Below are 21,790 nucleotides of genomic sequence, written 5' to 3'. Positions count from 1 at the left end.
AGGGGATGAACTTGTGATCGCCCTCTCTCTCGCCGAGATCGCAGAAGTCGTCGGCGGGCAGACGTACGACATACCGGATCCGTCGGTCATGGTGACCGGGCCGGTCGTCCGGGACTCCCGTGAGGTGGAGCCCGGCGCCCTCTTCGCCGCCTTCGTCGGCGAACGCGTGGACGGCCACGACTTCGCACCACAGGTCGTGGCGGCGGGCGCGGCCGCCGTACTGGGCTCGCGCCCCTGCGGCGTGCCCGCGATCGTCGTGGACGACGTCCAGGCGGCGCTCGGCGCTCTCGCCCGGCACGTGGTGCGCAAGCTCGGCACCACGCTGGTCGCGCTCACCGGCTCGGCGGGCAAGACCAGCACCAAGGACCTCATCGCGCAGGTCCTGCGGCGCAAGGCACCGACGGTGTTCACGCCCGGCTCCCTCAACAACGAGATCGGGCTGCCGCTGACCGCCCTCAGCGCCACCGAGGAGACCCGGTTCCTGGTCCTGGAGATGGGCGCCCGGGGCATCGGGCACATCCGGTACCTCACCGAACTGACCCCGCCGAAGATCGGGCTGGTCCTCAACGTCGGCTCCGCCCACATCGGCGAGTTCGGCGGCCGCGAGCAGATCGCCCAGGCCAAGGGCGAGCTGGTCGAGGCCCTCCCGGAGGACGGTACGGCGGTCCTCAACGCGGACGATCCGTTCGTACGGGCCATGGCGTCCCGTACGAAGGCGAAGGTGCTCTTTTTCGGAGAGTCCGACGAAGCGGACGTACGCGCCGAGAACGTGCGGTTGACGGACACCGGGCAGCCCTCCTTCACCCTTCACACACCCTCCGGGTGCAGCGATGTGACCATGCGCCTGTACGGTGAGCACCACGTGTCGAACGCGCTCGCCGCGGCCGCCGTCGCCCATGAGCTGGGCATGTCCGCGGAAGAGATCGCCACCGCGCTCTCCGAGGCGGGCTCCCTCTCCCGCTGGCGGATGGAGGTCACCGAGCGCCCGGACGGCGTGACGGTCGTCAACGACGCCTACAACGCGAACCCCGAGTCCATGAAGGCCGCTCTGCGTGCGCTGGCGGCGATGGGCAAGGGGCGTCGTACGTGGGCGGTGCTCGGCAAGATGGCCGAGCTCGGGGACGAGGCGCTCGCCGAGCACGACGCGGTCGGACGGCTCGCCGTCCGGCTCAACGTCAGCAAGCTCGTCGCGGTCGGGGGCAGGGAAGCCGCCTGGCTGCAACTGGGCGCATATAACGAGGGTTCGTGGGGTGAGGAGTCGGTGCACGTGTCCGACGCACAGGCGGCGGTCGACCTGTTGCGCAGCGAGTTGCGCCCGGGGGACGTCGTGCTCGTGAAGGCGTCCCGTTCGGTCGGCCTCGAAAGCGTTGCCCAGGCGCTGCTCGAGTCCGGTGCCGAGGGTGAGGTTGCCGCCCGATGATGAAGCAGATCCTGTTCGCGGGAGTCATTGGGCTCTTCCTGACGCTGGTCGGCACCCCGCTGCTGATCAAGCTCCTCGCGCGCAAGGGCTACGGCCAGTACATCCGTGACGACGGCCCGCGCGAGCACGCCAGCAAGCGCGGTACGCCGACCATGGGCGGTATCGCCTTCATCCTGGCGACGGTCGCGGCGTACTTCCTGTCCAAGGTCATCACCGGCTACACCCCGACCTACTCGGGTCTGCTGGTGCTCGGCCTGATGGTCGGCATGGGCCTGGTCGGCTTCCTCGACGACTACATCAAGATCGTCAAGCGGCGGTCGCTGGGTCTGCGGGCCAAGGCGAAGATGGCCGGCCAGCTGATCGTCGGCATCGCCTTCGCGGTGCTCTCCCTGCAGTTCGCGGACAACCGCGGCAACACCCCGGCCTCCACCAAGCTGTCGTTCATCACCGACTTCGGCTGGACGATCGGCCCGGTGCTGTTCGTGGTCTGGGCGCTGTTCATGATCCTCGCCATGTCGAACGGCGTGAACCTGACGGACGGCCTCGACGGTCTGGCCACCGGCGCCTCCGTCCTCGTCTTCGGCGCCTACACCTTCATCGGCGTCTGGCAGTTCCAGGAGTCCTGCGCCAACGCGCAGACGCTCACCAACCCCGGCGCCTGCTACGAGGTACGCGACCCGCTCGACCTCGCGGTGGTCGCCTCCGCGCTGATGGGTGCCTGCCTCGGCTTCCTGTGGTGGAACACCTCGCCGGCCAAGATCTTCATGGGTGACACCGGCTCGCTGGCGCTCGGCGGTGTGCTCGCGGGTCTCGCGATCTGCTCCCGCACCGAGCTGCTGCTCGCCATCCTCGGCGGTCTGTTCGTCCTCATCACCATGTCGGTGGTCATCCAGGTCGGCTCGTTCCGGCTCACCGGGAAGCGGGTCTTCCGGATGGCTCCGCTCCAGCACCACTTTGAACTCAAGGGCTGGTCCGAAGTGCTCGTCGTGGTCCGTTTCTGGATCATCCAGGGCATCTGCGTGATCGTCGGACTGGGCCTCTTCTACGCGGGATGGGCAGCAGAGAAGTGACCGACTGGCAGGGAAAGCGCGTCACCGTCGCCGGGCTCGGCGTCTCCGGCGTCCCGGCGGCCAAGGTGCTGCACGGGCTCGGCGCGATCGTCACGGTCGTCAACGACGGCGACGACGAGCGTGCCCGGGCACAGGCGGCCGAGCTGGAGGCCCTGGGCGTCACCGTCCGCCTCGGCGACGGCGCGACCCTGCCCGACGGCACCGAGCTGATCGTCACCGCGCCCGGCTGGAAGCCGGACAAGCCGCTGTTCACGGCCGCCGAGCAGGCCGGCGTGCCGGTGTGGGGCGACGTCGAACTGGCCTGGCGGCTGCGCGGCCCGGACTCGGCGCCCTGGCTCTGCGTGACCGGCACCAACGGCAAGACCACGACCACGCAGATGCTGGCGTCGATCCTGAAGGCCGCCGGGCTGCGCACCGCCGCCGTCGGCAACATCGGCGTCTCGCTGCTGGACGCGGTCCTCGGCGACGAGCAGTACGACGTGCTCGCCGTGGAGCTGTCCAGCTACCAGCTCCACTGGGCGCCGTCGCTGCGCGCCCACTCCGCCGCCGTCCTCAACCTCGCCCCGGACCACCTCGACTGGCACGGCTCCATGGAGGCGTACGCCAAGGACAAGGGCCGCGTCTACGAAGGCAATCGGGTCGCCTGCGTCTACAACGTGGCCGACAAGGCCACCGAGGACCTGGTGCGCGAGGCGGACGTCGAGGAGGGCTGCCGCGCCATCGGCTTCACCCTCGGCACCCCGGCGCCGTCCCAACTCGGCGTCGTGGAGGGCATCCTGGTCGACCGCGCCTTCGTCGAGAACCGGCAGAAGAACGCCCAGGAGCTCGCCGAGGTCGCCGACGTCAGCCCGCCGGCCCCGCACAACATCGCCAACGCCCTTGCCGCGGCGGCCCTCGCCCGCGCCTTCGGGGTGCCCCCGCAGGCCGTACGGGACGGGCTGCGGGCCTTCCGGCCGGACGCCCACCGGATCGAGCACGTCGCCGACGTGGACGGCGTCGCGTACGTCGACGACTCCAAGGCGACCAACACCCACGCCACGGAAGCCTCTTTGGCGGCGTACGAGTCGATCGTGTGGATCGCGGGCGGCCTCGCCAAGGGAGCCACCTTCGACGAACTGGTCGCCAAGTCGGCGAAGCGGCTGCGCGGGGTCGTGCTGATCGGCGCCGACCGCGCGCTGATCCGTGAAGCGCTCGCGCGACACGCCCCGGAAGTACCCGTCGTCGACCTCGACCGGACCGACACTGGGGCGATGCTCGCGGCTGTCCAGGAGGCCCGGCGCCTCGCCCGGCCCGGCGACACGGTGCTGCTGGCCCCGGCCTGCGCTTCCATGGACATGTTCGCCAACTACAACAAGCGCGGTGAAGCGTTCGCGGAGGCGGTTCGCGGACTCGGAGCCTGACCCGGCCGCCTGCCGGGCGACCCTGGGAGGGACGACGCGTGGGACCGTACAGCAAAGACGCCGATGCCCGGTAGCCGTACCGGGCGTCCGCCCGTCCAGCGGCGGGTGGTGCGGCCCTCCACCGCCCCCCGCGAGAATCCCGTCGTGGGGTTCTACACGCGCACCCGCCGGGCCTGGGACCGGCCGCTGACCGCGTACTACCTGATCCTCGGCGGCAGCCTGCTGATCACCGTGCTCGGGCTGGTGATGGTCTACTCGGCCTCCCAGATCACCGCGCTCCAGATGTCGCTGCCCGGGTCGTACTTCTTCCGCAAGCAGCTGCTCGCCGCCGTGATCGGCGCCGGGCTGCTGTACGCGGCCTCGCGGATGCCGGTGAAGCTGCACCGCGCGCTCGCGTACCCGATCCTCGCGGGCGCCGTCGTCATGATGGCGCTGGTGCAGGTGCCCGGGATAGGGATGGCGGTCAACGGCAACCAGAACTGGATCTCCCTCGGCGGCTCCTTCCAGATCCAGCCCAGCGAGTTCGGCAAGCTGGCCCTCGTCCTGTGGGGCGCAGACCTGCTCGCCCGCAAGTCGGACAAGAGGCTGCTGGCGCAGTGGAAGCACATGCTGGTGCCGCTCGTTCCGGTGGCGTTCCTGCTGCTCGGGCTGATCATGCTCGGCGGCGACATGGGCACGGCGATCATCCTCACCGCGATCCTGTTCGGCCTGCTCTGGCTGGCCGGGGCGCCGACCCGGCTGTTCGTCGGGGTGCTGGCGGTCGCCGCCGTGATCGGCACGGTCCTCATCAAGACCAGCGCCAACCGGCTGGACCGCTTCGCCTGCGTCGGCGCCACCGAGATGGGCCCCGACGGCTCCTGCTGGCAGGCCGTGCACGGGATCTACGCCCTCGCCTCCGGCGGACTCTTCGGTTCCGGACTGGGCGCGAGTGTGGAAAAATGGGGCCAACTCCCCGAAGCGCACACCGACTTCATCTTCGCCGTCACCGGTGAGGAACTGGGCCTCGCGGGGACGCTGTCGGTGCTCGCCCTCTTCGCCGCTCTAGGCTATGCGGGTATCCGCGTGGCCGGACGCACGGAGGACCCCTTCGTCAGGTATGCCGCGGGAGGCGTGACCACCTGGATCACGGCCCAGGCCGTGATCAACATGGGTGCGGTGCTCGGTCTGCTGCCGATCGCCGGCGTCCCGCTCCCGCTGTTCTCCTACGGAGGATCCGCCCTGCTGCCGACCATGTTCGCCATCGGGCTGCTGATCGCCTTCGCGCGCGACGAGCCCGCTGCGCGGGCGGCGCTTGCGATGCGGCAACCCCGCTTTGGTAGAAAGCGGGGGGCTGGGGGCTCTGCGGGGCCCCGGAGATGGAACACGATGCGACGGCGCACCTCGGCGGTGCGTTCGTCCGGAGAGCGGTGAATTTCGGTGCATGTCGTACTCGCCGGCGGGGGTACCGCGGGCCACATCGAGCCCGCGCTCGCCCTCGCGGACGCCCTGCGCAGGCAGGACCCGACCGTGGGCATCACGGCCCTGGGCACGGAGCGCGGCCTGGAGACCAGGCTGGTCCCCGAGCGGGGCTACGAGCTGGCGCTGATCCCGGCCGTCCCGCTGCCCCGTAAGCCCACCCCCGAGCTGATCACCGTCCCGGGCCGGCTGCGCGGCACCATCAAGGCGGCCGAGCAGATCCTGGAGCGCACCAAGGCGGACGTCGTGGTCGGCTTCGGCGGCTACGTGGCGCTGCCCGGCTACCTGGCCGCCAAGCGCCTCGGCGTGCCGATCGTCATCCACGAGGCCAACGCCCGCCCGGGCCTCGCGAACAAGATCGGTTCCCGGTACGCCGCCCAGGTCGCCGTCGCCACCCCGGACAGCAAGCTGAGGAACTCGCGCTACATCGGCATCCCGCTGCGGCACTCCATCGCCACCCTCGACCGGGCCGCGGTCCGCCCCGAGGCCCGCGCGATGTTCGGGCTCGACCCGAACCTGCCGACGCTGCTCGTCTCCGGCGGCTCGCAGGGCGCCCGCCGCCTCAACGAGGTCGTCCAGCAGGTCGCGCCCTGGCTCCAGCAGGCGGGCATCCAGATCCTGCACGCGGTCGGCCCGAAGAACGAACTGCCGCAGGTGCAGCAGATGCCGGGAATGCCCCCCTACATCCCGGTAAGTTACCTGGACCGGATGGACCTCGCGTACGCCGCGGCCGACATGATGCTCTGCCGCGCGGGCGCGATGACCGTCGCCGAACTCTCCGCCGTCGGGCTCCCGGCCGCCTACGTCCCGCTGCCCATCGGCAACGGCGAACAGCGGCTCAACGCCCAGCCGGTGGTCAAGGCCGGCGGCGGCCTGCTGGTCGACGACGCGGAACTCACCCCCGAGTGGGTGCAGCAGAACGTGCTGCCCGTGCTCGCCGACCCGCACCGGCTGTACGAGATGTCCCGCGCCGCCAGCGAGTTCGGCCGCCGGGACGCCGACGACCTGCTCGTCGGCATGGTGTACGAGGCGATCGCCTCGCGCCGGTAACGCCCAGAAAGGGAGCGAGTGTGGCCGGACCCACCACCGCCGAACGCGGTGCACGTCGGCAGGAGCCGTCCGGCCCGCCCCCCGTCCGGCGGCTGCGGCTGCTGCTGCGGTCGCCCCGGCTCCGTACGATCATCATCCTTGCCGTCGCCCTGACGCTCCTCGGCGCGGGCGGCGGCTGGCTGTTGTACGGCTCGCAGTTGCTGCGTCTGGAGCGCGTCTCCGTCTCCGGCACCCGCGTGCTCACGCCCGAGCAGGTGCGCGAGGCGGCCGACGCGCCGGTCGGGGAACCGCTGATTTCCGTCGACACCGAGGCGATGGAGAGCCGACTGCGCCGGAAATTGCCCCGAATTGACACGGTTGACGTGGAGCGTTCCTGGCCGCATGGAATGGGGCTGAAAGTGACCGAGCGGACGGCGGTTCTGCTCGTCGAAAAGGGCGGGAAGTTCGTCGAAGTGGACGACGAAGGTGTCCGTTTCGCTACGGTTTCTGACGCGCCGAAAGGTGTTCCCCTCCTGGAATTGAGGGTTTCCCGCTCCAGTTCCGCCGCGGCCAGTCTGCGCCGCTTCGGCGAGGCCCGGCTGACCCGGGAGGCGGTGCGGGTGGCCGGCGCCCTGCCGGACCGGGTCGCGCGGCTCACCCGGGTCGTCAAGGTGCGTTCGTACGACGACATCTCGCTGGAGTTGGGCGACGGCCGGACCGTCGCCTGGGGGAGCGGCGAGAAGGGCGCCCTGAAGGCCCGTACCCTCAACGCGCTGATGAAAGCGGCCCCGGACGCGCGGCACTTCGACGTGAGCGTGCCCACCGCCCCGGCGTCATCGGGGAGTTGACGCACATCAGCGCAGGCCAGCACCCTGGTTGGGCACTGCTACGGCTGATCACATAGGGTGAAAAGAAAAACGGGAGGTTCGGCGTGTTCGTTGAACGTGCGCCACTTGTCGACTTAGTGTCCTGTTCAGAAGACTCCAGGGAACAGACACACTGGTAACCCTAAACTTCAACGTTAGGGTTCGGGTCGGCGAAACGGACCGTCCCATTCGGCATCAGTCGTCGGACCGCGGCGCACCCGCGAGGCGGCGACACGTAACTCGAGGCGAGAGGCCTTCGACGTGGCAGCACCGCAGAACTACCTCGCAGTCATCAAAGTCATCGGTGTCGGCGGCGGTGGTGTCAATGCCATCAACCGGATGATCGAGGTCGGTCTCAAGGGCGTCGAGTTCATCGCCATCAACACCGACGCGCAAGCTCTGTTGATGAGCGACGCCGACGTCAAGCTCGACGTCGGCCGCGAACTCACCCGCGGACTCGGCGCCGGAGCCAACCCGGCCGTCGGCCGCAAGGCCGCCGAGGACCACCGCGAGGAGATCGAGGAGGTCCTCAAGGGGGCCGACATGGTCTTCGTGACGGCCGGTGAAGGCGGCGGCACCGGCACCGGCGGCGCGCCCGTCGTGGCCAACATCGCACGCTCCCTCGGCGCGCTCACCATCGGCGTGGTCACGCGCCCGTTCACCTTCGAGGGACGGCGCCGCGCGAACCAGGCCGAGGACGGCATCGCCGAGCTCCGCGAAGAGGTCGACACCCTCATCGTCATCCCGAACGACCGGCTGCTGTCCATCTCGGACCGCCAGGTCTCGGTCCTCGACGCCTTCAAGTCGGCGGACCAGGTCCTGCTCTCCGGTGTTCAGGGCATCACCGACCTCATCACCACCCCCGGCCTGATCAACCTCGACTTCGCCGACGTCAAGTCGGTCATGTCCGAGGCCGGTTCCGCCCTCATGGGCATCGGCTCGGCCCGCGGCGACGACCGCGCGGTGGCCGCGGCCGAGATGGCGATCTCCTCGCCGCTGCTGGAGGCGTCCATCGACGGCGCCCGCGGCGTGCTGCTCTCCATCTCCGGCGGCTCCGACCTCGGTCTGTTCGAGATCAACGAGGCCGCCCAGCTGGTGAGCGAGGCCGCCCACCCCGAGGCCAACATCATCTTCGGCGCGGTCATCGACGACGCCCTCGGCGACGAGGTCCGGGTCACCGTGATCGCGGCAGGCTTCGACGGCGGCCAGCCGCCCGCCCGCCGGGACAACGTCCTCGGATCGGCCTCCTCCGCCCCGGCCCGCCGCGAGGAGCCCGCTCCGGTACGGCAGCCGGAGAGCCGCCCGTCCTTCGGCTCGCTCGGCAGCGTCACGCCGAAGGAGGAGCCGGAGCCCGCCCCGGAGCCGGTCGCCGACATCCCGGTCGCCCCGCCGGTCCCGCCGGCGCCGCGGACCTACACGGACAGCGCGGCCGAGGAACTGGACGTCCCGGACTTCCTCAAGTGATAGGACAGCACGGACACGTGAGCGGCGCGCACTTCGCCTTCACCGACCGGTGGGGCGGGGTGAGCGCCGCTCCGTATGAGGAGCTCAACCTCGGCGGCGCGGTCGGCGACGACCCCGACGCCGTACGGGCCAACCGGGAGCTGGTGGCGAAGTCGCTCGGACTTCACCCCCGCCTGGTCGTCTGGATGAACCAGGTGCACGGCAACGAGGTGGCCGTGGTCGACGGGCCGTGGAACGTCGAGCACGTCCCCCAGGTCGACGGGCTGGTGACCGCCGGGCGCGGCATCGCGCTCGCCGTGCTCACGGCGGACTGCGTCCCGGTCCTGCTGGCCGATCCGGTGGCCGGTGTGGTGTCCGCGGCCCACGCGGGCCGGCCCGGCATGGTCGCCGGGATCGTTCCCGCCGCCGTGGCGGCCATGGTGAGGCTCGGCGCCGATCCCTCCCGGATCGTCGCCCGCACCGGACCCGCCGTCTGCGGCCGGTGCTATGAGGTGCCGGAGGCGATGCGCGCCGAGGTGGCCGCCGTGGAGCCGGGGGCGTACGCCGAGACGAGCTGGGGCACGCCGGCGGTCGATGTGGCCGCCGGGGTGCACGCGCAGCTCGAACGGCTCGGGGTGCACGACCGGGAGCAGTCGCCGGTGTGCACGCTGGAGTCGCAGGACCACTTCTCCTACCGCCGCGACCGCACCACCGGTCGGCTGGCGGGCTATGTCTGGCTGGACTGATGGGGCATGACGGACCGTAAGGGCGAACTCGCCGCAAACCTGGCGCGGGTCGAGGACCGCATCACCGCGGCCTGCGTGGCGGCCGGGCGCAAGCGTGAAGAGGTGACCCTGATCGTGGTCACCAAGACCTACCCCGCGAGCGATGTGCGGATCCTGTCGGAACTCGGTGTGCGTCATGTCGCCGAGAACCGCGACCAGGATGCGGCACCGAAGGCCGCGGAATGCTCGGATCTGCCCCTTTCCTGGCACTTCGTCGGCCAGTTGCAGACCAACAAAGTCCGTTCCGTGGTCGGTTACGCGGACGTGGTGCAGTCCGTCGACCGCGCCAAGCTCGTGACGGCCCTGTCCCGGGAGGCCGTACGGGCCGAACGGGAGATCGGGTGCCTGCTCCAGGTCGCGTTCGACGCGGGCGCGAGCGGCCGGGGCGAGCGGGGCGGCGTGGCGCCCGAGGGGATCGAGGAGTTGGCCGGTCTGGTCGCCGCCTCGGCGGGGCTGCGGCTCGACGGACTGATGACCGTGGCACCGCTCACCGGCGAGTACGCCGGGCGCCAACAGGCGGTCTTCGAGCGGTTGATGGATTTGTCGACCGACCTGCGCCGAGCCCATCCGGCTGCCAACATGGTCTCCGCGGGGATGAGTGCGGACCTCGAGCAGGCCGTGGCCGCCGGAGCGACACATGTGCGCGTCGGCAGCGCGGTACTCGGAGTCCGCCCCAGGCTCGGGTAACGTCGCCAAGAAGTCGGACCACAGCAGAAAATATGGTCATTACCGTCGAAGGGCGGGCGCAACGACCTCGTGGATCGCGGGCACTTGGCAGTCGTCAGTCGATCCACCACAGAGCGGAGGACTCAGAGCATGGCCGGCGCGATGCGCAAGATGGCGGTCTACCTCGGCCTCGTGGAGGACGATGGGTACGACGGCCGGGGATTCGACCCCGATGACGACTTCGAGCCCGAACTGGACCCGGAGCCCGAGCGGGATCACCGACGGCACGAACCGTCCCACCAGTCTCATGGTTCGCATCAGCCCCAAAGGGACGAATCGGTAAGAGTGGTACATCCGCCGGCCCCTCGGGAGCCGGTGTCCCATTCGGCTTCGCTACCCGCGGAATCCGGGCGCCCCGCGCGCATCGCGCCCGTGGCGTCCATCACACAAGAACGCTCAAGTCTGGAGAAGAACGCACCGGTGATCATGCCCAAGGTCGTGTCGGAACGAGAGCCTTACCGGATCACCACGCTTCACCCGCGGACCTACAACGAGGCCCGTACCATCGGGGAACACTTCCGTGAGGGCACCCCGGTGATCATGAATCTGACTGAGATGGATGACACAGATGCGAAGCGACTTGTCGACTTTGCGGCGGGTTTGGTGTTTGGTCTTCACGGCAGCATCGAGCGGGTGACGCAGAAGGTGTTCCTGTTGTCGCCTGCTAACGTCGATGTCACGGCGGAGGACAAGGCCCGCATCGCAGAGGGCGGGTTCTTCAACCAGAGCTGAGACGCACGACCGGAAAACGCGGTACAAAGCAGTACCCACACAGCACGGGAAACAGGGGAGAGGGAAGCACGGGTCATGAGCGTGGTCCTGGATGTCATCTACATCGCGCTGATGTGCTTCCTCATCGTGCTCATCTTCCGGTTGGTCATGGACTACGTCTTCCAGTTCGCCCGCTCATGGCAACCCGGCAAGGCGATGGTGGTCGTTCTGGAGGCCACCTACACTGTCACTGATCCACCGCTCAAGCTTCTGCGGCGGTTCATTCCGCCGCTGCGTCTCGGGGGCGTGGCGCTCGACCTGTCCTTCTTCGTACTGATGATCATCGTCTACATCCTGATCTCGATCGTGAGCCGGCTGTGAGCGATGTGACCTACCGTCTTGCCGATGCCGACGACTACGTTGAGGTGAAGAGATGCCGTTGACCCCCGAGGATGTGCGGAACAAGCAGTTCACGACCGTCCGCCTCCGAGAAGGCTATGACGAGGACGAGGTCGATGCCTTCCTCGACGAGGTCGAAGCCGAACTGACCCGTCTGCTCCGCGAGAACGAGGATCTGCGCGCCAAGCTGGCCGCCGCCACGCGTGCCGCCGCGCAGAACCAGCAGAACATGCGCAAGCCGCAGGAACCGCAGGACCAGCAGCAGCCGCAGCAGGGTATGCCGCAGCAGGGTATGCCCCAGCAGGGCGGCATGCCGCAGCAGGGCATGCGAGGTCCGGGCGCTCCGGTACCCGCCGGCATATCGGGCCCGCCGCAGCAGCAGATGGGTGGCCCCATGGGTGGTCCGCCCCAGCTGCCGAGCGGTGCCCCGCAGCTGCCCGCCGGTCCCGGCGGTCAGGGTCCGCAGGGTCCCGGCCCGATGGGTCAGGGTCCGATGGGCCAGGGCCCGATGCAGGGCCAGATGGGCCCGGGTCCGATGGGCGGCCCCATGGGCGGTCCGATGGGCGGCCCCGGTCAGGGTCCCGGTGGCGACAGCGCCGCCCGTGTCCTGTCGCTGGCCCAGCAGACGGCCGACCAGGCGATCGCCGAGGCCCGTTCCGAGGCCAACAAGATCGTCGGCGAGGCTCGTTCGCGTGCCGAGGGTCTGGAGCGTGACGCCCGTGCCAAGGCCGACGCCCTGGAGCGGGACGCGCAGGAGAAGCACCGTGTCGCGATGGGCTCCCTGGAGTCCGCCCGCGCCACGCTGGAGCGCAAGGTCGAGGACCTGCGCGGCTTCGAGCGCGAGTACCGCACGCGACTGAAGTCGTACCTGGAGTCGCAGCTGCGCCAGCTGGAGACCCAGGCCGACGACTCCCTCGCCCCGCCGCGGACCCCGGCGGCCGCGTCCCTCCCGCCGTCCCCGTCGCCCTCCATGGCGCCGGCCGGCGCGAGCGCCCCGTCGTACGGCGGCAACCAGTCGATGGGGGGTGCGCCGAGCCCGTCCGCTCCGTCCTACGGCGGTCAGCAGCAGATGTCCCCGGCGATGACCCAGCCGATGGCTCCGGTGCGGCCGCAGGGCCCGTCGCCGATGGGCCAGGCCCCCTCGCCGATGCGTGGGTTCCTCATCGACGAGGACGACAACTGACGGTTCGTAGTACGGCGTAGCAGTCGGCAGCGTTCAGGGCGGGGCCCCGGATTCCGATCCGGGGCCCCGCCCTTTCGCATAGGGTGTGCGGGGGCGCGTAGCGCAGAGGTAGTCGCGCCTCGATGGCATCGAGGATGACGCCGGTTCGAATCCGGCCCGCCCCGGTCTGCCCGTCGCCCTTTCCGTGACCTGTGACGACGTGCGGCGCAAAAGGCCCGGCTCCCCTTCGCAGGGGGGCCGGGCCTTCGTGTCGCACGCCTGGCGCGTTACGCCTTGCGCAGGCGGAACGTCAGGGACAGGCCCTCGTCGGTGAACGGCTCGCCGTAACCGGAGTCGTCCGCCTCACCCTGGGCGAAGTCCGTGGCCAGCACCTCGTCCGCGATCAGCCCGGAGTGCTCGGACAGGGCAGCGACGACCGCCGGGTCCGTGGCCGTCCAGCGCAGCGCGATCCGGTCCGCCACGTCCAGGCCGCTGTTCTTGCGGGCCTCCTGGATCAGCCGGATCGCGTCACGGGCGAGCCCCGCCTGCCGCAGCTCCTCGGTGATCTCCAGGTCCAGGGCGACCGTGGCACCCGCGTCGGACGCCACCGACCAGCCCTCGCGCGGGGTCTCGGTGATGATCACCTCGTCCGGGGCCAGGGTGATCGTCTCGCCGTCGACCTCCACGGAGGCGGTGCCCTCGCGCAGGGCCAGCGACAGCGCGGCCGCGTCGGCGTTCGCGATGGCCTTGGCGACGTCCTGGACCCGCTTGCCGAACCGCTTGCCCAGGGCACGGAAGTTGGCCTTGGCGGTCGTGTCGACCAGGGAGCCGCCGACATCGGAGAGCGACGCCAGCGACTCGACGTTCAGCTCCTCGGTGATCTGGGTGTGCAGCTCGCGGTCCAGCGTCTCGAAGCCGGTCGCCGCGATCAGCGCGCGGCTGAGCGGCTGACGCGTCTTGACGCCGGATTCCGCGCGGGTGGCCCGGCCCAGCTCCACCAGGCGGCGCACCAGCACCATCTGCCTCGACAGCTCCGGGTCGATGGCGCCGAGGTCCGCCTCCGGCCAGGACGCCAGGTGCACCGACTCCGGCGCGCCCGGGGTGACCGGGACGATCAGGTCCTGCCAGACCCGCTCGGTGATGAACGGGGTCAGCGGGGCCATCAGCTTGGTGACCGTCTCGACGACCTCGTGCAGGGTGCGCAGCGCGGCCTTGTCGCCCTGCCAGAAGCGGCGCCGCGAGCGGCGGACGTACCAGTTCGACAGGTCGTCGACGAACGCGGACAGCAGCTTGCCGGCGCGCTGGGTGTCGTACGCCTCCAGGGACTGGGTCACCTGGTCGGTCAGCGCGTGCAGCTCGGACAGCAGCCAGCGGTCCAGCACCGGGCGGTCGGCCGGGGCCGGGTCGGCCTCGGAGGGCGCCCAGTTGGACGTACGCGCGTACAGGGCCTGGAAGGCGACCGTGTTCCAGTACGTGAGGAGCGTCTTGCGGACGACCTCCTGGATGGTGCCGTGGCCCACGCGGCGTGCCGCCCACGGGGAGCCGCCGGCCGCCATGAACCAGCGGACCGCGTCCGCGCCGTGCTGGTCCATGAGCGGGATCGGCTGGAGGATGTTGCCCAGGTGCTTGGACATCTTCCGGCCGTCCTCGGCGAGGATGTGGCCGAGGCAGACCACGTTCTCGTACGACGACTTGTCGAAGACGAGCGTGCCGACCGCCATCAGCGTGTAGAACCAGCCGCGGGTCTGGTCGATGGCCTCGGAGATGAACTGCGCCGGGTACCGGCTCTCGAACAGCTCCTTGTTCTTGTACGGGTAGCCCCACTGCGCGAACGGCATCGAGCCCGAGTCGTACCAGGCGTCGATGACCTCCGGCACGCGCACCGCGTCGAGGGAGCAGCCCTCGTGGGTGCAGGTGAACGTGACGTCGTCGATGAACGGGCGGTGCGGGTCGAGGCCGGACTGGTCGGTGCCGGTCAGCTCGGTCAGCTCCGCGCGGGAGCCGACGCAGGTGAGGTGGCCCTCCTCGCAGCGCCAGATCGGCAGCGGGGTGCCCCAGTAGCGGTTGCGGGACAGCGCCCAGTCGATGTTGTTGTTCAGCCAGTCGCCGAACCGGCCGTGCTTGACCGTGTCCGGGAACCAGTTGGTCTTCTCGTTCTCCTGGAGCAGGCGGTCCTTGACGGCCGTCGTGCGGATGTACCAGGACGGCTGCGCGTAGTAGAGCAGCGCGGTGTGGCAGCGCCAGCAGTGCGGGTAGCTGTGCTCGTACGGCAGGTGCTTGAAGAGCAGGCCGCGGGCGCCGAGGTCCTCGGTGAGCTTCTCGTCGGCCTTCTTGAAGAAGACGCCGCCGACCAGCGGGACCTCCTCCTCGAAGGTGCCGTCCGGGCGGACCGGGTTGACCACGGGCAGGCCGTACGCACGGCAGACCTTGAGGTCGTCCTCACCGAAGGCGGGGGACTGGTGGACCAGACCCGTGCCGTCCTCGGTGGTGACGTAGTCGGCGTTGACCACGAAGTGGGCCTCGGCCGGGAAGTCGACCAGCTCGAACGGGCGCTGGTACGTCCAGCGCTCCATCTCGGCGCCCGTGAAGGACTGGCCGGTGAGCTCCCAGCCCTCGCCGAGGGCCTTGGCGACCAGCGGCTCGGCGACGACCAGCCTCTCCTCGCCGTCGGTGACGACGACGTAGGTGACCTCGGGGTGGGCGGCCACGGCGGTGTTGGAGACCAGGGTCCACGGAGTGGTCGTCCAGACCAGCAGCGCGGCCTCGCCGGCCAGCGGGCCGGAGGTCAGCGGGAAGCGGACGTAGACCGACGGGTCGACGACCGTCTCGTAGCCCTGCGCCAGCTCGTGGTCGGACAGGCCGGTGCCGCAGCGGGGGCACCAGGGGGCCACGCGGTGGTCCTGGACCAGGAGCCCCTTGTCGAAGATCTCCTTGAGCGACCACCACACCGACTCGATGTACTCGGGGTCCATCGTGCGGTAGGCGTCGTCGAGGTCGACCCAGTAGCCCATGCGGGTCGTCAGGTCGGCGAAGGCGTCGGTGTGGCGGGTCACGGACTCGCGGCACTTGGCGTTGAACTCGGCGATGCCGAACGCCTCGATGTCCTGCTTGCCGCTGAAGCCCAGCTCCTTCTCGACCGCCAGCTCGACGGGGAGGCCGTGGCAGTCCCAGCCCGCCTTGCGGGCCACGTGGTAGCCGCGCATGGTGCGGAAGCGGGGGAAGACATCCTTGAAGACGCGCGCCTCGATGTGGTGAGCGCCGGGCATGCCGTTGGCGGTGGGCGGGCCCTCGTAGAACACCCATTCGGGGCGGCCCTGGGACTGCTCCAGGCTCTTGGCAAAGATCTTCTGCTCGCGCCAGAAGTCGAGCACGGCGTGCTCAAGGGCGGGCAGGTCGACCTGTGCGGGCACCTGGCGGTACGTCGTCATCGATCTTCCTCCGGCGGACTTGCTGCCTTCCGTCGGAGGGACGAGAGCTACGTCTTTCCTTACGCCGCCTTCGGCGCGCTCCCGCGGTACCACCCTCCTTGGCCCTCCGGGGCAGGTCGTGCCTCGGTGAGCCCCCTCATTGGGGTCGCGATGCCGGTTCTACTCGCCGCGGCTCGCTGGCTGCGGCTTTCTTCCGACGGCTCCGGGGTGATCTTCACGTCGCGCTCGCCCCCGGGCTTCCACCGTCCCCGGGTCGCTCTGGGCTGCGTACGCCGCTACTCGTCCCCATCCACGCTTTTCGCTCCGCCCAGTGTACGGCGCCGCACGGACAGCGGCCGACCGGTTTACGGGCGCGGGGCGGACCGGGTGCGGGATGACCCGAATGGTCAGGTGTGCGGGCCCGGATCCGGGGATGTCCGGCTCGGCGGATTACCACGCGGGGAGCTGGGCACAACGCATGCATGCCGGACGCGCGGGGGGCGCGGGGCGGGCGAATCGGGCGGCGTGCCCCGTTGCCGCGGGACTCGAGTCGATTTATCGTCCCAGCACGATTCGCGAGCAAGATCACAATATGTGAAGGGGCCGCGGCCATGGTGGCGAAGAAGACCGCCGTACAGCAGTCGGCGTCCGGCCGGCCCACACGCACCGGCGCCGGCGCCGACGCCGCCGCGGGTACGGCCAAGGACGCGAGCGGGAAGAAGGGCACGCGGGGGGAGGGGGCGGCGAAGCGTGCGGTGAAGTCTGTGAGGGCGGTGCGGGGGGAGACGGTCTCGGGGGCGGGAGCCGCGGGCGTGAGGGCGCGGGTGGGGGCGGATGCCGGGGCCGCGCGGACGGCGGTGGCGGGCGCGGATTCGGCGGCTGTGGCGCAGACGAAGGCCGGGACGGGGGTTACGGCCGGGAAGAAGGCGGGGGCCAGGAAGACTGCGGCCGATAGGACCGCGGGCAAGAAGTCGCCGGGGAAGAAGACAGCTGCGAAGAAGTCGGCTCCCGAGGGGCAGGCCCCCAAGGAGTCGGCTGCCAAGGAGCCGGGCTCCGGCGCGAAGGCGGCCAGGCACGGTAGGGCCGAGGAAGCGGTCGCCAAGGAAGCCGCCGTCAAGAAGAGCGCGGCGAGGGAGACCGCGACGGAGGCCGCGGTGGAGAAGGCCTCGGTCAAGAAGGCCGCCGTGAAGAAGACCCCGGCTGCGCAGGAGCAGGTGGGAAGGACGGCGGTTCCTCAGGCGGCTGCCGGGGAGAAGGCGGCGGCGAAGAAGCAGGCCGCCAGGAAGTCGGCCGTCAAGAAGACTGCCGCCGGCAAGACAGGCGCCGGTGAGACGGCGGCTGAGCAGGCGGCGACCAAGAAGCCGGCTGCCAGGCGGTCGGCCTCCGGGAAGGTGGCGGCCGGTGCCGGGGTGTCCGATGAAGCGGTTGCCCCAAAGGGTGTCGCTGGTGAGACGGGCCCTGAGAAGCGAGCGGCCAAGAGGACCGCCGCCAAGCGGACCGTCGCCGACAAGGCCGTCGCCGACGAGGATGTCGCCGCCGGAGGGGCGGCGGAGGGCGCGGGCGTCAAGAGCCTGGGCGTCGCCCGGAGTGCGGGCGGGAAGAGCAGGGCCAAGAAGGCGGGCGCGGCTGAGGCCGCGGAGCAGACGGGAGCCACGACGGTGGTTGCGAAGAAGACTCCTGGCACGGCCGCGGCGGCCCAGACCGCCGTTCCCAAGGCACGCGTCGCCGCGGCGGAGCCCGGCGAGCTGGCGGTGCGCCCCGGTGAGGACCCCTGGACCGCGGAGGAGGTCGAGGAGGCCCGCGCGGAGCTGACCGGCGAGCTGGAGCGGCTGGGCGCCGAGATCGCCGCCTCCGAGGCGTCCCTGGCCGGCCTGATGCGGGACCCAGGGGATGGCGCGGGCCACGACGAGGCGGACACCGGCAGCAAGAACATCACCCGCGAGCACGAGCTGGCGCTCGCCGCCAACGCCCGCGAGATGCTCGACCAGACCGAGCGCGCCCTGCACCGCCTGGACGCCGGCACCTACGGCCTGTGCGAGAACTGCGGCAACCCGATCGGAAAGGCACGCATGCAGGCCTTCCCGCGGGCAACCCTCTGTGTGGAGTGCAAGCAGAAGCAGGAACGCCGGTACTGATCGGCGCCGAGGGCGTGCCGTACCCTCGTCCTCAGTCAGGTACCTAAGTTGAGGGACTCACGTGGCAGAGGCGGAACGCATCATCGGTACGCCGGACGATTCGGACGCGGCGCGGGCCGAGGGACCGGAGCGGCCGGACGTCGAGGGGACCGGCGACGGCGGGTCCGAGGCCGGGGACGCTCCCGCGCGGCCGCGGGGCAAGCGGCGGATCGCCGTGCTGTTCGCGGTCGCCGCCTTCGCCTACGTCCTCGACCTGGTCAGCAAGATAATCGTGGTCGAGAAGCTGGAGCACCAGGAGCCGATCGAGATCATCGGCGACTGGCTGCGGTTCGAGGCGATCCGCAACGCGGGCGCGGCCTTCGGGTTCGGCGAGGCCTTCACCGTGATCTTCACGGTGATCGCGGCGGCCGTGATCGTGGTCATCGCCCGCCTCGCCCGCAAGCTCTACAGCCTGCCCTGGGCGATCGCGCTCGGCATGCTGCTGGGTGGCGCGCTGGGCAACCTCACCGACCGGATCTTCCGCTCGCCGGGCGTCTTCGAGGGCGCGGTGGTGGACTTCATCGCGCCCAAGCACTTCGCGGTCTTCAACCTCGCCGACTCGGCGATCGTGTGCGGCGGCATCCTGATCGTGCTGCTGTCGTTCAAGGGCCTCGACCCGGACGGGACCGTCCACAAGGACTGAACGCGCGTGCAGGGTCGCCGGACCCGTCCGGCATACTCGACGGGTGAGCACGATTCCCGAGATCCGTACCCTGCCCGTGCCGGACGGCCTGGAGGGCGAGCGCGTCGACGCCGCCATCTCCCGCATGTTCGGCTTCTCCCGTACGAAGGCCGCGGAGCTGGCCGCGGCGGGCAAGGTGCTGGTCGACGGCACGGTCGTCGGCAAGTCCGAGCGGGTGCGCGGCGGCGCCTGGCTGGAGGTCGAGATGCCGCAGGCCGCCGCGCCGGTGCAGGTGGTGGCCGAGCCGGTCGAGGGCATGGAGATCGTGCACGACGACGACGACGTGGTCGTCATCGTCAAGCCGGTGGGCGTGGCCGCCCACCCCAGCCCCGGCTGGACCGGTCCGACGGTCATCGGCGGCCTCGCCGCGGCCGGCTACCGGATCTCCACCTCCGGCGCCGCCGAGCGCCAGGGCATCGTGCACCGCCTCGACGTCGGCACCTCCGGCCTGATGGTCGTGGCGAAGTCGGAGTACGCGTACACGTCGCTGAAGCGCCAGTTCAAGGAGCGCACGGTCGACAAGCGCTACCACACCCTGGTCCAGGGCCATCCGGACCCGACCAGCGGCACCATCGACGCGCCCATCGGCCGCCACCCGAACCACGACTACAAGTGGGCGGTCACCGCCGAGGGCAAGCCCTCGGTCACGCACTACGACCTGATCGAGGCGTTCCGCGCGGCCTCCCTGCTCGACGTGAAGCTGGAGACGGGCCGCACCCATCAGATCCGCGTCCACATGTCCGCGCACCGCCACCCCTGCGTCGGCGACCTGACCTACGGCGCCGACCCGACGCTCGCCAAGCGGCTGGGGCTGACCCGCCAGTGGCTGCACGCCGTCCGCCTCGGCTTCGAGCACCCGGGCAGCGGCGAGTGGGCCGAGTTCGCCTGCGACTACCCCGAGGACCTTCAGCAGGCGCTGGACCGGGTCCGTGAGGAGACCTACGGATGACCTCGCCGTCGTACGCGGTCCGCGTCGCGGTGGAGGCCGCCGACCGCGAGGCGTGCTTCGCGGTGCGCAAGGAGGTCTTCGTCGCCGAGCAGGGCGTACCGGAGGACCTGGAGTACGACGAGTTCGACGCGGTGGCGCTGCATGTCCTCGCCGTGCGCGAGGACGGCACCCCGCTGGGCACCGGGCGGCTGCTGTACGGCGAGAGCGCGAAGGAGCGCACCGGCGGCGACCCGTCCGTGGGTTCCCTGGGACGGCTGGCGGTCGCCAAGGACGCGCGGGGGCTGGGCCTCGGCGCGGTGCTGGTGCGGGCCATCGAGGACGCGGCACGCGCGCGCGGGCTCGCGGTGGTGGACCTGCACGCGCAGACGCACGCGCTGGGTTTCTACGAGCGGCTGGGGTACGAGGCCTACGGACCGGAGTACCTGGAGGCCGGGATCCCGCACCAGGGGATGCGCCGCGTTCTGTAGCGCGCGTGGCAGGCTGGGGCCGGGGGTTGTGATCGCCTAGACCGTCGGAGCGCTGAGCGTGGACCAGTTGGCCCTGTTGTTCGTCCTGTTGCTCGGGGCCGTGGTGAGCGTGCCGGTCGGGGACCGGCTGGGACTGCCGTCGCCGGTGCTGATGACCCTGCTGGGCGTCGCGCTGGCGCTGCTCCCGTTCGTGCCGAACGTCGAGGTCCCGCCGGATCTGATCCTGCCGCTGCTGCTGCCGCCGCTGCTCTACGCGGCCGTACGGCGGACCTCCTGGCGGCAGTTCACGGCGAACAAACGGCCGATCTTCCTGCTCGCCGTGGCGCTGGTGTTCGTCACCATGTTCTGCGTCGCCGGGGTCGCCCACGCCATCGTGCCGGGGCTGCCGATCGCCGCCGCCCTGGCGCTCGGCGCGCTGGTCGCGCCGCCCGACCCGGTCGCCGCGACCGCCGTCGCCGGGCAGCTGGGGCTGCCGCGCCGGCTGGTGTCGATCCTGGAGGGCGAGGGGCTGTTCAACGACGTGACGGCCATCGTGCTCTACCACGTGGCGATCGCCGCCGTGGTCAGCGGCACCTTCTCGCCCTGGGGCGCCGGGCTCGACCTGGTGCTTTCCGCCGTGGTCGCGGTCGCCGTGGGGCTCGTCCTCGGCTGGGGCGCCAACAAGCTGATGGACCTGCTCGGCGACGCGACCCTGCAGATCGGGCTCACCCTGCTGGTGCCGTACGCCTCCTACGTGCTCGCCGAGGAGCTGCACGGCTCCGGTGTGCTGGCCGTGCTGACCACCGCGCTGTTCATCTCCGAGTACGCGACGGACGCCGACGACGTGATGACCCGGCTCGCCGGGCACACCTTCTGGGACATCGTCGACACCCTCGTCACCGGGGTCGCCTTCGGCCTGATCGGGCTCGAACTGCACAACGCGGTCCGCACCGCGTCCGGGCGCTGGGGCGAGATGCTGGGCTGGGCCCTCGCGATCGCCGGGGTCGTCGTCCTCGTACGGCTGCTGTGGCTGCTGCCCGCGACCTGGCTCACCAAACGGCTGCACGCGCGGCGCGACTACGACGAGGACATCCCGATGAGCTGGCGGGAGACGGTCGTCATGTGGTGGTCGGGGATGCGGGGCGTGGCATCGGTGGCGCTGGCGCTGGCCATTCCGCTGCGGACCGACGACGGCTCGCCGTTCCCCGACCGGGACGAGATCGTCTTCATCGCGTTCGGCGTGATCATGGTGACGCTGGTGCTCCAGGGACTGACCCTGCCGTGGCTGGTGAAGCGGCTCGGCGTGCAGGCCGACACCGAGCGGGAGAAGGAGTTCGAGAAGGCGCTGGCCATCCGGGCGGCCAAGGCGGCCAAGCGGCGGCTGCGGGAGATCGAGTCGGTCGAGGAGCTGCCGGACGAGCTGTCGGAGCGGATGCTGCGGCGGGCCTTCGAGATCGGGGTGCGGATCAGCCCGGAGATGGGCGAGGAGGAGCGGCTGGAGGCGCACGCGAAGCGGGTGCGGCGGCTGCAGCGGGTGCGCCGCATCGAGGGGGAGCTGCTGAGCGCCGCCCGGCACGAGGTCCTGGCGGCGCGCAGCGAGCCCGGGGCGGACCCCGAGGTGGTGGACAGGGTGCTGCGCCAGCTGGACGTGCGCAGCCTGCGCTGA

General features: G+C 70.7%; 18 protein-coding genes and 1 tRNA gene. 18 read left to right on the top strand and 1 reads right to left on the bottom strand.

The window, feature by feature from the left end; translation table 11 throughout:
• Nucleotides 1-13: 13 nt before the first annotated feature.
• The 13 genes from AMK31_RS24840 to AMK31_RS24775 all read left to right on the top strand — a co-directional run bounded on the left by AMK31_RS24840 (nt 14) and on the right by AMK31_RS24775 (nt 12,651).
• Nucleotides 14-1,420: a UDP-N-acetylmuramoyl-tripeptide--D-alanyl-D-alanine ligase gene (locus AMK31_RS24840; protein WP_073942852.1), complete on the top strand. Its 1,407-nt coding sequence runs from the start codon at nt 14-16 to the stop codon at nt 1,418-1,420.
• A complete protein-coding gene (gene mraY, locus AMK31_RS24835; RefSeq protein WP_073942851.1) occupies nt 1,420-2,490 on the top strand; it encodes a phospho-N-acetylmuramoyl-pentapeptide-transferase in 1,071 nt (356 codons plus the stop codon). Before AMK31_RS24840 ends, mraY begins: the two co-directional genes overlap by 1 nt.
• Nucleotides 2,472-3,890, top strand: a complete 1,419-nt coding sequence (gene murD, locus AMK31_RS24830) for a UDP-N-acetylmuramoyl-L-alanine--D-glutamate ligase (protein WP_073942850.1) — start codon at nt 2,472-2,474, stop codon at nt 3,888-3,890. The genes mraY and murD overlap by 19 nt, the downstream gene beginning before the upstream one ends.
• A gap of 63 nt (nt 3,891-3,953) precedes the next feature.
• A complete protein-coding gene (gene ftsW / locus AMK31_RS24825; RefSeq protein ID WP_073942849.1) occupies nt 3,954-5,300 on the top strand; it encodes a putative lipid II flippase FtsW in 1,347 nt (448 codons plus the stop codon).
• A gap of 6 nt (nt 5,301-5,306) precedes the next feature.
• Nucleotides 5,307-6,395 carry an undecaprenyldiphospho-muramoylpentapeptide beta-N-acetylglucosaminyltransferase gene (gene murG, locus AMK31_RS24820; RefSeq protein WP_073942848.1) on the top strand — a complete coding sequence of 363 codons (1,089 nt, stop codon included), beginning with the start codon at nt 5,307-5,309 and terminating at the stop codon, nt 6,393-6,395.
• A 20-nt stretch (nt 6,396-6,415) separates the two neighbouring features.
• On the top strand, nt 6,416-7,222 hold the full coding sequence (locus AMK31_RS24815; RefSeq protein WP_073942847.1) for a cell division protein FtsQ/DivIB: 807 nt from the start codon (nt 6,416-6,418) through the stop codon (nt 7,220-7,222).
• Between the two features lie 279 nt (nt 7,223-7,501).
• Nucleotides 7,502-8,704, top strand: coding sequence for a cell division protein FtsZ (ftsZ, locus tag AMK31_RS24805; RefSeq protein ID WP_073942845.1), 1,203 nt, complete (start codon nt 7,502-7,504; stop codon nt 8,702-8,704).
• A complete protein-coding gene (gene pgeF / locus AMK31_RS24800; RefSeq protein ID WP_073942844.1) occupies nt 8,701-9,429 on the top strand; it encodes a peptidoglycan editing factor PgeF in 729 nt (242 codons plus the stop codon). Before ftsZ ends, pgeF begins: the two co-directional genes overlap by 4 nt.
• 6 nt (nt 9,430-9,435) lie before the next feature.
• Nucleotides 9,436-10,155: a YggS family pyridoxal phosphate-dependent enzyme gene (locus AMK31_RS24795; protein ID WP_073942843.1), complete on the top strand. Its 720-nt coding sequence runs from the start codon at nt 9,436-9,438 to the stop codon at nt 10,153-10,155.
• Nucleotides 10,156-10,284: 129 nt separating this feature from the next.
• Complete coding sequence (locus AMK31_RS24790) at nt 10,285-10,926, top strand: cell division protein SepF (RefSeq protein ID WP_073942842.1); 642 nt, start codon at nt 10,285-10,287, stop codon at nt 10,924-10,926.
• A gap of 75 nt (nt 10,927-11,001) precedes the next feature.
• Nucleotides 11,002-11,286: a YggT family protein gene (locus AMK31_RS24785; protein ID WP_016435858.1), complete on the top strand. Its 285-nt coding sequence runs from the start codon at nt 11,002-11,004 to the stop codon at nt 11,284-11,286.
• 52 nt (nt 11,287-11,338) lie between these two features.
• Complete coding sequence (locus AMK31_RS24780; RefSeq protein ID WP_073942841.1) at nt 11,339-12,487, top strand: DivIVA domain-containing protein; 1,149 nt, start codon at nt 11,339-11,341, stop codon at nt 12,485-12,487.
• 90 nt (nt 12,488-12,577) lie between these two features.
• Nucleotides 12,578-12,651 (top strand) — tRNA-Ala (locus AMK31_RS24775).
• 102 nt (nt 12,652-12,753) lie between these two features.
• Here the strand turns inward: AMK31_RS24775 and ileS are convergent.
• Nucleotides 12,754-15,894 carry an isoleucine--tRNA ligase gene (ileS, locus tag AMK31_RS24770; protein ID WP_073942840.1) on the bottom strand — a complete coding sequence of 1,047 codons (3,141 nt, stop codon included), beginning with the start codon at nt 15,892-15,894 and terminating at the stop codon, nt 12,754-12,756.
• Nucleotides 15,895-16,484: 590 nt separating this feature from the next.
• Between ileS and AMK31_RS42175 the strand changes: the two genes are divergently transcribed.
• From AMK31_RS42175 to AMK31_RS24740, 5 genes are all read left to right on the top strand, one after another.
• Entirely contained in the window at nt 16,485-18,008 is a 1,524-nt protein-coding gene (locus tag AMK31_RS42175) for a TraR/DksA C4-type zinc finger protein (RefSeq protein WP_073942839.1), read from the top strand.
• 61 nt (nt 18,009-18,069) lie between these two features.
• On the top strand, nt 18,070-18,690 hold the full coding sequence (gene lspA, locus AMK31_RS24755) for a signal peptidase II (RefSeq protein WP_073942838.1): 621 nt from the start codon (nt 18,070-18,072) through the stop codon (nt 18,688-18,690).
• A gap of 43 nt (nt 18,691-18,733) precedes the next feature.
• Nucleotides 18,734-19,678, top strand: a complete 945-nt coding sequence (locus AMK31_RS24750) for an RluA family pseudouridine synthase (RefSeq protein ID WP_073942837.1) — start codon at nt 18,734-18,736, stop codon at nt 19,676-19,678.
• Nucleotides 19,675-20,145 carry a GNAT family N-acetyltransferase gene (locus tag AMK31_RS24745; protein ID WP_073942836.1) on the top strand — a complete coding sequence of 157 codons (471 nt, stop codon included), beginning with the start codon at nt 19,675-19,677 and terminating at the stop codon, nt 20,143-20,145. Before AMK31_RS24750 ends, AMK31_RS24745 begins: the two co-directional genes overlap by 4 nt.
• A gap of 58 nt (nt 20,146-20,203) precedes the next feature.
• Nucleotides 20,204-21,790, top strand: coding sequence for a Na+/H+ antiporter (locus AMK31_RS24740; RefSeq protein WP_073942835.1), 1,587 nt, complete (start codon nt 20,204-20,206; stop codon nt 21,788-21,790).

Origin of the sequence: Streptomyces sp. TSRI0107 (genome assembly GCF_001905845.1) — a bacterium.
GTDB lineage: Bacteria > Actinomycetota > Actinomycetes > Streptomycetales > Streptomycetaceae > Streptomyces.
Note: the sequence above shows the minus strand (reverse complement) of the source record. Positions and strands in the feature narration are given on the sequence as shown.